At 39.0% G+C, this 11,861-nt stretch carries 7 protein-coding genes; 5 read left to right on the top strand and 2 right to left on the bottom strand.

Going from position 1 to position 11,861, the window contains the following annotated elements; all coding sequences use genetic code 11:
- Positions 1 to 23 precede the first annotated feature (23 nt).
- The 3 genes from CYTFE_RS28920 to CYTFE_RS0116625 all read left to right on the top strand — a co-directional run bounded on the left by CYTFE_RS28920 (position 24) and on the right by CYTFE_RS0116625 (position 5,343).
- Entirely contained in the window at positions 24 to 1,193 is a 1,170-nt protein-coding gene (locus tag CYTFE_RS28920; protein ID WP_027472722.1) for a hybrid sensor histidine kinase/response regulator, read from the top strand.
- A 6-nt stretch (positions 1,194 to 1,199) separates the two neighbouring features.
- Entirely contained in the window at positions 1,200 to 4,673 is a 3,474-nt protein-coding gene (locus CYTFE_RS0116630) for an ABC transporter substrate binding protein (RefSeq protein ID WP_027472721.1), read from the top strand.
- Between the two features lie 244 nt (positions 4,674 to 4,917).
- Positions 4,918 to 5,343, top strand: coding sequence for a hypothetical protein (locus CYTFE_RS0116625; protein WP_044262864.1), 426 nt, complete (start codon positions 4,918 to 4,920; stop codon positions 5,341 to 5,343).
- An 86-nt stretch (positions 5,344 to 5,429) separates the two neighbouring features.
- Here the strand turns inward: CYTFE_RS0116625 and scpA are convergent, their stop codons facing one another.
- Positions 5,430 to 7,589, bottom strand: a complete 2,160-nt coding sequence (scpA, locus tag CYTFE_RS0116620) for a methylmalonyl-CoA mutase (protein WP_027472719.1) — start codon at positions 7,587 to 7,589, stop codon at positions 5,430 to 5,432.
- Between the two features lie 89 nt (positions 7,590 to 7,678).
- The gene (gene mutA, locus CYTFE_RS0116615; RefSeq protein WP_027472718.1) at positions 7,679 to 9,544 is read right to left on the bottom strand and encodes a methylmalonyl-CoA mutase small subunit; all 1,866 of its coding nucleotides are present in this window, start codon (positions 9,542 to 9,544) and stop codon (positions 7,679 to 7,681) included.
- A gap of 478 nt (positions 9,545 to 10,022) precedes the next feature.
- On the opposite strand from mutA, the gene CYTFE_RS0116605 reads away from it, so the two are divergent.
- Both CYTFE_RS0116605 and CYTFE_RS0116600 read left to right on the top strand, forming a co-directional pair.
- Positions 10,023 to 11,336, top strand: coding sequence for an Lcl C-terminal domain-containing protein (locus CYTFE_RS0116605; RefSeq protein WP_027472716.1), 1,314 nt, complete (start codon positions 10,023 to 10,025; stop codon positions 11,334 to 11,336).
- A 14-nt stretch (positions 11,337 to 11,350) separates the two neighbouring features.
- Positions 11,351 to 11,755, top strand: a complete 405-nt coding sequence (locus CYTFE_RS0116600; protein ID WP_027472715.1) for a hypothetical protein — start codon at positions 11,351 to 11,353, stop codon at positions 11,753 to 11,755.
- Positions 11,756 to 11,861: the final 106 nt, after the last annotated feature.

Genomic DNA, 11,861 nt, shown 5'->3' with positions numbered 1-11,861 from the left:
GATAAAATAGATAATTAGAATTTATGAATGATAGAGTATTAGTTGTTGACGATAATCCGAAAAATCTGCAAATAATTGCAGCTTTACTTTCAGAAAACAACTACACTGTTGAAGTTGCACTGAATGGATCAAGTGCAATCAAATGGTTGAGTGGAGAGAGATTTGATGCTATTTTGTTAGATATTATGATGCCTGAAATGAATGGCTTTGAAACTTGCGATATCATAAAACAAAATCCTGATAATGTGAATATCCCCATTATTTTTCTTACTGCTCGGCAGGATATAGAGAGTATTACTGAGGGATTTGAGAAAGGAGGGGTGGATTTTATCACTAAGCCTTTTAATCAAAAGGAGTTGTTGGTGCGCTTGAGTACCCATATTGAATTGAAAAAATCGAGGGAGAAACTGATTGATGTGAACGGATGGCTGAGTAGTGAGGTTGAAAAGAAAACCCTAGAGCTGAAGAAATCAAATGATAAGTTGAAACTGGCCAATGAAAATCTTAAGGTGCTGGATGTGGCTAAAAATGATTTTTTGAACTCTATTAGTCATGAGTTACGAACTCCTTTAAATGGTATTGTGGGTTCTATCAATCTGTTGAAATCTCTCACGCATGATGAGTATATTCAAGAAATTGTTTCTTTATTGGACTCATCGGTAAATAACCTGGAAAAATATTCTTATGCGGCGCTTCAGATATCTAACCTTCAGCTGAAAGGTGAGTCGCAACTGGATTTAAAACCCATTGATTTATTGCCGGTTGTCAGAACTGTCTTATTGGGTTTTTGTGAAAAAGCAAAGCAAAAAGGATTGGATACGAAGTTTGTAGCTGAATGTACCGAGGGTATTGTTGAAGCAGATCAAGAGTTTATTCAAAATGCCGTTCTTGCTTTGCTGGAGTGTTCTCTTATTTTTACTAAAAAAGGATTTATTGATGTGGTTGTTTCTAGTAACGAGGACTATATTATTGTTAAAATCGTTGATTCAGGGAGTTCATATGAAGGACAAGAGTTAAATCATTTCTTTAAATCAGTTAGTAGTCAAAATTATCGATTTGAGAGAAATAATGCCATGGAACTATATTTGGCTAAAATGATCATCTTGTTGCATAAAGGTAAGGTGGAATTTGAGAATATGGAGGATAATAGCGGTGCTGCTACTATATTTTATATGCCGCGAAAAATGATTTAGAAATAGATGGGTATAAGAAGGGTATTTTTTTTAGTGCTGTTGTGGCTAATGTTTGCGGGGCAGTCTTTGTTGGCTGAACGGCATCCAAGAGTATTGTATATTAGCTCCTATAATTCAAGTTTTCCAACCTATTTTGACCAGGTGGAAGGGGTGAGATCTGTTTTGGATACGGTGGATGTTGAAATTGATATTGAATCAATGGATAGCAAACGTTTTCATTCACCAAACTGTCAAGGACTGTTTCATAAATCGTTGAAAAATAAAATAGATCAGGGTCTTAGATATGACGTGGTGTTGGTTTCTGATGATAATGCGTTTAATTATGTGTTAAATCAAAAAGATAGCTTGTTTAGTGGTATTCCCATCGTTTTTTTTGGGGTAAATAGTGTTGTAAAAGCAAAACTACAAAACTTTGAATCTAACATTACGGGTATCGTAGAGACTGTTTCTATTGAAGAAACGCTGGATGTAATGCTTGAATTGTTTCCTGATGAAAAAGAATTGGTTGTTCTATCCGATAATACTTTAACCGGAAATGCCGTTTTAAGACAGTTAAAAAAAATTACCTTTTCACTAAATGATATTCATGTAAATGTATTGTCATTGACTGATTATACCTTTGAAGAAATGGAGGGTGAGCTTCGTCGTATTGACGAAGATACACCTGTTCTTTTATTATCTTTTTTAAGGGATAAAGAGGATCGTATCTTGGGTTTTTATGAATCATTAAAGCTTATCAAGAGAAATCTGCAGGCGCCTTTATTTCACTTGTGGGATCATGGTATCAATCATGGTATTTTGGGTGGCAAGCTTGTGTCTCATAGGCGCCAGGCAGAGTTGGCTTCCTTGTGTGTGTATGATATATTGAATGGGAAAAATGTGGATAGTATTGTCGTGAATACGAATGCTGGCAATGAATATATCTTTGACTTCAAAGAAATTAAAGAGTTAGGTATTGATAAATCACTTTTGCCTGCAGGTAGTTTCATGGTCAACAATCCTCAGAAGGAATTTATCAAGACTTATAAGGGAGAACTGATAGTTGGGCTTATTTTTCTTTTTATTCAGGCTATCCTTATCTTTTATTTGCTGGGCGCTATGAAAAAGAAAAATAAGGTGGAAGAGGATCTTAGGGGCCGGGTTGATGAGTTTTATTATTTAAACGAAGAATACGTTAGTCTGACTGAAGAGTACCAAAAAACCAATGAAGAGCTTCGGGATGCTAATATTGATTTAAAGGAGGCAGAAAAGAAACTTAAAATTAATATGGCGGAGTTGGCTCGTAAGCGTGAAGAGTTGAAGTTGAGCGAAGAACGTTTCCGGTTAGCTATAAACGGTACTAATGATGGTATATGGGATTGGAACCTGGAAACAAAAGAACTTTTTTTGTCCACCAGGTGGAAAGAAATGGTGGGGTATAAGGATGATGAACTGACGAATGAAATCGGAACCTGGGAGGAGTTATTGTTTGAAGATGATAAAGGGGGGGCTTTGTCTAAAATCGAGAGCCTGGTGAGTGATAAATTGGATAACTATGAGGCTAGATTTAGAATGAAACATAAATCAGGTAAACTGATTCATATCTTGTCGCGTGGAGTAGGTATGAAAAACAATGATGGTGAGGTATATAGGATCATAGGGACGCATCAGGATTTAACGGAGAGATATCTTTATGAACAACGTTTAAGGGATCAAGTGGAAGAGAATCTTTCTATGTACGAAGAATATAGAACCATCAGTCTCGAATTAGATGCTAAAAATAAGTATCTGCTGGAGGTTGAAGAAGAGTTGAGGGTGTATATTGATAAGCTGAATCAAAAGAATGATCAGTTGGCTGAGAGTGAAAGAAAGTATAGGCAACTATTCAATAATTTGTCGGAAGCCTTTGGTTTTTATGAGATTGTTCTGAATGAAAATGATCAACCCTCAGACTATATTATACGTGATGCTAATCCAAAATTATTGGAGCTTTTTAGTTTGTCATATGACGATGTGGTTAATCAGAAGGCGAGTGATGTGTTTGTTTATGAAATAGATCATTGGTTAAAGGAGTTTGGTGAAGTGGCTATGGATGGTGGTACTAAGAAGTTTATTGAGTATTTGCCGGAGTTGGATAAGTATTTTGAGGTGCATGTATTTTCACCTCAGACTCATTTCTTTGCCGTTATATTCGATGATATAACAGAAAGTGTTCAGGCAAAGAATGCCTTGATGATAGAGAAAAGTAGGAATGAGGATATTTTAAAAGGAACCAATGCCGGCACCTGGGACTGGAATATCAAAACATCTGAATTGATCATCAATGATCGATGGGCGGAGATAGCAGGGTATGCTCTTGACGAATTAGAACCTATTAATGGGGATTTACCTCTGCGACTGATGGATGCTGAAGATATTCCAATTTTCAATGAAGCTTTAAACAAAGTATTGGTGAAAGAAGAGGATTATTATGATTCTGCTTTTCGTTTTAAGCATAAAGAGGGACACTGGGTATGGATCCATTCAAGGGGAAGTGTTGTGGAGTGGGACAAGGATGGAACTCCTATCAGAATGACCGGTACGCACCTTGATATCACAGAGAAGAAAGAGGTAGAACTTGCCTTGGTTGCCAGTGAACAACGGTTTAAAACAATCTTTGATAAGAGTAAAACCATCATGCTGATCATTGATCCTGAGAAAGGAGAAATAGTGGATGCGAATGATACAGCTGTTGAATTTTATGGTTATGGAAAGGACGAGTTGATCGGGACTCAGATGAGTAAGATCAATTTAAATGGAATGGAGAAGATCAAGGTTGAAATGAAAAAAGCTCTGAGTGAAAAAACAAACCACTTTAAGTTTCAGCATATTCTTAAATCTGGCGATTTAAGGGATGTGGATGTTTTTTCTAGTCCGGTTTTGGTGAATGACAAAGAGTTATTGCACTCCATTATTGTAGATAGTACTAAGTCGGTGGAGGCTGAGTCGCAGATAAAACAGGTCAATAAACGATTTATGGGCCTCGAAAATATTATTCATTATAAAGCTAACTCTATTAATGACCTGTTGGATTTTACCTTGAAACAAAGTATTGATTTTACAGGAAGTGATATAGGTGCGGTTTACCATTACGATCAGGCACGGGGAATATTTTACCTCAATAACTGGTCCGAAGATGTAAATCTGACACACAAATTTAATCATTGGGAAGAAGATTTTGAAAATATGGATTGCCTGAGCAAAGCAGTTAGACTAAAGGAAGCTGTTATACTCAATAATCCGGAAGTTAATTATCCTTTTCAAAAAGCATCCTTGCTCAATGGTGGGCTGCTTAAATCTATAACGATCCCGATCTTATCTGAGGATAAAGTAGTCTCCTTATTTTGGTTGGCCACAAAGAATAGCTTATACTCTAGGTTTCATGCGCAACAGCTCATGTTATTGTTGGATACAGCGTGGATATTGGTTGAAAAGCAACGTTTGCAGGATCAAAAAAGATAACACGTTTGTTAATGAGGTATTTAAGCCTTAACTTGCGCTACTTAAAAAAAAGAATTTCGAGATGAGTATTTTATCTCGCTTAAAAATACTAACCGTTATTCATTAACCGATTAGCATTCTGAATATAAATACCATGTGTATTTGGCCAGAGACGGAACTGACCAGTAAGTAGACTTTCTATGTATATGTAGGCATAGTTAGGGACTTATCTAAGATGTAAGAATTTAATGGGTATAATCCTTTGATGATGAAAGTGAAAATTATTTTGGCGATGATGGTTTCTTTGGGAACCATATGTATGTTTGCCCAACAAAACACAACGACGAAAAGAAAAAAGATATATTGTTTTTTAAGCAATGATATTAATAAAAATGTGTCCAACAAAGATACCTTGGTATTTATAAAGGGAATGGATAGGCAGAAAGCGAGTATTAATCTGAAAAGTACTTCTCAGTTTGTAATTGATTACCATGTGGTGCTGGACACTGTTGTAAAACGTATGTCTGATGGGAGTTACGTGGAGAAAATTGTAGCGAAATCGGATCAGATAAATGGATTTTGGAAATCTAAAGATCCTGTTACTCAAGTTGAATTGATATTTAATGATGATGTAATAAATGATTATGATATTAAGGAAGAAGGCGAACGGATTTATTTTATAAAAAGATAAAATATTGAATTGCGCGTATAATGAAAAAGCCATCCCGGTTCTTCGGGATGGCTTTTTTGTATTAGAATTTTAGAAAATACGACTATTTAGTCTGCTGCTTGAAGTAATAGATTCAAGATTTCGGTAGCAGCTTTAGATACAGATGTTCCAGGTCCAAAGATAGCTACGGCTCCTGCTTTGTAAAGGAAATCATAATCTTGTGCGGGAATTACACCACCACAGATAACCATGATATCTTCACGTCCTAGTTTCTTAAGTTCCGCAATGATCTGAGGAACTAAAGTCTTATGACCTGCAGCTAATGAAGAGACTCCCACTACGTGAACGTCATTTTCAACAGCTTGTTTGGCCGATTCGGCAGGAGTCTGGAATAATGGTCCCATATCCACGTCGAAACCTATGTCAGCGTATCCTGTTGCTACTACTTTGGCACCACGGTCATGACCGTCTTGTCCCATTTTAGCCACCATAATACGAGGTTGACGACCTACTTTCTCTGCAAACTGCTTGGCTAAACCACAAGCTTTTTCAAACTCTTTGTCTTTTCCTGCTTCGCTGGAATAAACACCACTAATAGAACGGATCACAGCTTTATATCTACCTACGATTGTTTCACATGCATCAGAAATTTCACCTAGCGAAGCACCTTTTTGAGCAGCATCAACTGCTAATTCAAGCAAGTTGCCTTTTTCTGTTTCTACAGCTTTGGTGATGGCAGCAAGCGCGGCTTGACAGTCTTCTTCGTTACGCTCAGCTTTTAATTGTTTTAAGCGTTCTATTTGAGAAAGACGTACAGCAGAGTTGTCAATATCCAAAATGTCGATTGGATCTTCTTTTTCCAAACGATATTTGTTGGTACCTACAATGGTCTGTGTTCCGGCATCAATTTTTGCTTGCGTGCGCGCCGCAGCTTCTTCGATACGCATTTTAGGTACACCACTCTCAATGGCTTTTGCCATTCCACCTAGCTCTTCAACTTCTTCAATTAATGCCCAGGCTTTCTCTACTAGTTCGTTGGTCAATGATTCAACATAGTAAGAACCGGCCCATGGATCAACCGATTTGGTGATTTGCGTTTCTTCTTGGATGTAAATTTGTGTGTTACGAGCAATACGTGCAGAGAAGTCTGTAGGTAATGCAATAGCCTCATCAAGCGCATTGGTGTGTAACGACTGTGTATGTCCAAGGGCAGATGCCATGGCTTCGATACAAGTACGACCTACGTTGTTGAATGGATCTTGCTCTGTTAATGACCACCCTGAAGTTTGTGAGTGCGTACGTAAAGCCAATGATTTGGGATTCTTAGGATTGAATTTTTTTACAATCTTAGCCCATAACATACGGCCTGCTCGCATCTTAGCAATCTCCATAAAGTGGTTCATGCCGATAGCCCAGAAAAAGGATAAGCGAGGTGCAAAGGCATCGATGTCCATTCCTGCATTAACACCGGCACGTAGGTATTCTAAACCATCGGCTAATGTATATGCTAACTCAATATCTGCAGTTGCACCCGCTTCTTGCATGTGGTAACCTGAGATAGATATAGAGTTGAACTTAGGCATGTTTTTAGATGTGTACTCAAAGATATCAGCAATGATTTTCATGGAGAATTTTGGTGGGTAGATGTAAGTGTTACGCACCATAAATTCTTTTAGAATATCATTCTGGATTGTTCCGGAAAGCTCTTCCAACTTAGCGCCCTGCTCTAAGCCTGCTACAATATAAAAGGCCAATACCGGTAGAACGGCTCCGTTCATGGTCATGGATACCGACATTTTATTTAATGGAATACCATCAAATAGAATACGCATGTCCTTGATAGAGTCGATCGCTACACCTGCTTTACCTACATCTCCTTCTACTCGTTCGTGGTCTGAATCGTAACCACGGTGTGTGGCCAAGTCAAATGCAACAGACAATCCTTTTTGTCCGGCAGCAAGGTTTCTTTTATAAAAGGCGTTGGATTCCTCCGCAGTGGAAAATCCAGCATACTGACGAATAGTCCATGGACGCATGGCATACATACCTGAGTATGGTCCGCGTAGGTATGGAGGAAGACCTGCTGCATAATTTAAATGCTCCATTCCTTCCAAGTCGGTTGCTGAGTATACACTTTTTACAGGGATGCGTTCTGGGGTTACCCAGTCTTTTTTTATCCCATGTTTTTTCTCCCACTCTTTGGCTTTAACACCACCACAAGGAGAACTTTTTTTGAAATCTATATTTTTAAAATCTGGTCTTGCCATTTTGTTTTAGATTATTAGATGAACACTGAGGTGCAGTGAAACAGAAAGAAATGTTTATTTATTTCTGTGTTGCTGACTCCGTGTTCGATTTACAAACCTAGTTCTTTACTAAATCCTTGAAGTGTTTCAAGAACGTTAGAGCGTACATTAATAAAATTAGTGATGCCTTGTGCTTTGAGATCGTCAGTGCATTTGGGTGCGCCGGCAACTACAAAGATAGCGTCTCCATTAATAGCTTTAAAGGCTGCTGGAGCAGCATCTACATATTCGTCATCTGATGAGCAAAGAACAATAATATCGGCTTTGGCAGCCTTGGCGGCTTCAACTCCGGCTTCAACAGTATCAAAACCGTTGTTGTCAATAATCTGATAACCAGCACAGGCAAAAAAGTTCGCAGAGAACTGTGAACGTGCCAAACGCATATTCAGATTACCATAAGTAAGCATAAACACTTTAGGTGTTTTACCTGATTTTTCAGTGGCTAGACGAAGGGCCTCAAACTCTTCGGCACCACGGAACCTGACAATAGGCTCAATGACAACATCACCTGATGAACATTTGTCACCGTGTGCTTTGTTGTTGGCTAATACATCTGCAACTCTTTCAGCAGCATTGGGGAACTGGTTGGTTCCTAGTAGGTTTTCGCGACGTGTAGCAATCGCTTTTTTGCGCTTATCAGCCGTTTCTTTAACTTTTGCCTGAACAAATCCTTCTTTTAAAGCAGCTAAATATCCGCCTTTTTCTTCTACTTCAACAAATAGAGCCCAAGCTTCTTGTGCAATACTGTTGGTTAAATTCTCGATGTAGTAAGAACCTGCAGAAGGATCCGTAATTTTGTCGAAGTGCGACTCTTCTTTCAATAGCAATTGTTGGTTGCGTGCAATCCTTTCAGAGAATACATCCGATTCTTTATAGATTGCGTCGAAAGGAAGTATGGTTAACGAGTCAGCGCCTCCCAATGTGGCAGACATTGCCTCTGTTTGTGTGCGAAGCATATTTACATATGGATCGTATACCGTCTTGTTCCATTGTGATGTCTCACAGTGGATCATCATTTTTGTAGGCTCTAATCCGGCAGGACTGTATGATTTAACGATGGTAGCCCAAAGCATACGTGCTGCACGTAACTTGGCTATTTCCATAAAGTAGTTGCCACCTACACCAAAGTTAAACTTCATCGATGATGCTGCTTCGTTAACGGAAACACCTCTGTCGCTTAGTTGTGTCAAATACTCGTTACCCATGGATAGTGCAAATGCTAGCTCCTGAACAATCGATGAACCTGCATTGTTGAAAAGACGACCATTCACGCAAATCGTTTTGAAGTTAGGAACATTCGCTCTAACTTCTACCATCTCCTTGGCGTGATCAAACATCTCCTCAAAACTTTTGCAAGATTTTCCTGAAGTAGTAAGGCAACCTAAAGTGTCAAAGTTGATGGAGCCTTTAATACCTGATAGATCCCTGTTTGTCTTTTTAAGATAAGCAATCACAGCTTCAGCTAATTTTTTGCTGCCATGGCTTGTCGAAAAGTTTAGTTCTACCGCTTCTGAAATAATGTTTTTCAATAATTTCTCTACATGCGCGTCTACATCTTTTACTTCTTCACATAACGTAAAACCTAAAGAAGTAACTCCTTTAGTTAAAACATCCAGTGCTTTTGCGTTGGCTGCCTCTGCGTCAACTGCATGAATGTCCTGACGAACATACCAGTCGTTGTCTTTTTTTGTTCCGCGTACATACGGGAACTCTCCAGGTAGACTGTCAAGATATTTTATCTCGCTTAAGTCTTCTGAACGATAAAAAGGACGTACGTTAAAACCTTCGTTTGTTCTCCAAACCAGCTTTCTTTCAAAGTCAGCGCCTTTTAAATCCGCTGTGATTTTTTCCATCCACTGTTCTGTGGTAATGGCTGGAAAATCACTTAATAACGGTTTTTTAGTTTTATCTGCCATAATATAACTGTATAACTGTTTGTTTTTTTCAGACCGCAAAATTAAGGCTTTTCAATAAATTAATGAACTAAAACATGGGTTTTATATCTGTTATGTAGCATGATTATCAGTATGGTAAGTTTTTTTGAAGAATTTTTTCTTTAATGAGGGGCGTGTAATGGTATGATTGATAGAAGAATGGAAGACCATTTTGGAAGGCAAGAATTGTTGAGAGATTAGATTGTTTATTTTGATAGGATTGAAAATGATCGAAACTTCACTAGTCAGTACAAATTTCGATCATTCACCTGTGTGTCCCACCATTTGCACTGCCCATGGCTGTTTTGAATGTAACTCTCGTATTAAAGGTTGCTGCCTTGTGTTATCGGGAGGGGGATGCCGCCTTTTCATCGACATAAAGGTTCCATCCGTCGATTCTCTTTCTTCTTTCTTTATTCGTGTAAGTATATTCGTATCATTCATTTGAAAAACTGGAAAGATGAAACGAAAAAATAACAAAATGATTAAGTGGAGCTTTTGGGCTATGGCCTTGACAGGAATATTATTGACTTCCTGTGATGATACGGACGATGTAGAAGTGGATAGTGGAGCATTTTCTATTTATGATTATGTGCAGATTGCTACGGGACAAACCATATTATATGATAATAATGGAGATGTGGTTTCTTCTTTGGCTGAGGGAGATGCCTTTTACGGACAAGATGCTAGCTACCTGAAGGGTGCTTCTATGAATTATGTGGATAATGGGGATAGTACCATTACCGATAATAATACGGGTTTAATGTGGGAAGAGATCCCCATTCCAAGCTCGTTAACATATGATGAAGCAGTAGCGTATTGTGAAAATTTAGTACTGGCTGGTTATGACGACTGGCGTATGCCGAGCTTGAAGGAGCTTTTTTCAATTAGTGACTTCGGTAGAGGTTGGCCTTATTTGGATACTACTTATTTTAAATTGGCTACCGGAATAGTGGATAAGTCGGAACAGTTTTGGTCCAGTAATCGGTATGTGGGTGTTACCACTGAAGGTCAGGATAATGCGGCTTTTGGGGTGAATCATGTGACCGGACATATCAAAGCTTACCCTGCTGCTTCGGTCATGGAGGGCGATGAAGGAGGTCCGATAGGTGGTGGTCCGCAAGGTGATAGTGGTGATGCGCCAGGTGATGAAGGTGATGATGTGGTTGTTGGTACGCCTCCTCCAGGTGGTGTTGAAGGACAAGTGATGGATAGTCCTTTGGCTAAGCATGTTAGAGCGGTACGAGGAGATGTGTATGGAGAAAACGACTTTAAGGACAATGGGGATGGAACTATCTCGGATGATGGAACCGGATTGATGTGGTCACAGAACGATAGTGGAGAAGGTTTAAACTGGGAGGACGCATTGGCCTATGCTGAGAACGCTGAATTAGGAGGGTATACCGACTGGCGTTTACCCAATGTGAAAGAATTGCAGGGCATTGTGGATTATTCTTACGCGCCGGGAGCTACTGATGTGAACAATGAAGGACCAGCTATCGATCCAATTTTTTCATGTACTCCAATTATTAATGAGGCTGGATTAGATGATTATGGGTATTATTGGACAGGCACTTCTGCTAATTTTACCAAAGATGAGCCTTATTATTATGCCTGGTATGTGGCCTTTGGTAGAGCCGTGGATGGTGATGGCCATGATACGCATGGAGCCGGAGCTGTTCGTTTTGATACAAAGTATGAGGGAGGTCCATTGGGCGAAGGTGGAGAGAGATACTACAATTATGTGCGTCTAGTGAGAAATATGAGTGAATAATAAATGTAAAAACCATGAAAAAAGTAATGAGTAATAGTTTAAAGGGTATATTGATGATGATGGTGGCTTTATCGTGCAGTTTGGTCTCTGCACAGCCACAAGGTGGAGGTCAGGGAGGTGGACAGCAAGGTCCCCCTCCGGTGCCTTCAACTAAGGAAATAAAAACCATGGTGAGTAGCTTGGCTCAGCAATTGAGTATGACTGAGGAGCAAGAGGCAAAAGTTTTGGTGTTATACAAAAATCACTTTGAAGAAATAAAAAGTGAAATGTCATCTAACTCCAGACCAAGCAGGACTGAGATGGAGAACAAAAAAGCAGCTTTTGAAACCAAAGTAAAAGCAGTGCTTACAGAGGAACAACAAACAAAATATGCGGCTTATCTTAAAGAGCAGCTTTCTAAAAGACCTTCGCGAAGGTGATGTCTGAGCACAACTGATGATCCTTGCTGTGTGTAGATTAAGAATGAGAAGGATTATCAGCATAAAGTTATAAGTGTAGAGTAATATTTGTTTTCCAGACAGCCTT

It is taken from the genome of Saccharicrinis fermentans DSM 9555 = JCM 21142, assembly GCF_000517085.1.
Lineage (GTDB): Bacteria > Bacteroidota > Bacteroidia > Bacteroidales > Marinilabiliaceae > Saccharicrinis > Saccharicrinis fermentans.
The sequence above is the reverse complement of the archived record's forward strand: the minus strand, read 5'-3'. Positions and strand labels throughout refer to the sequence as shown.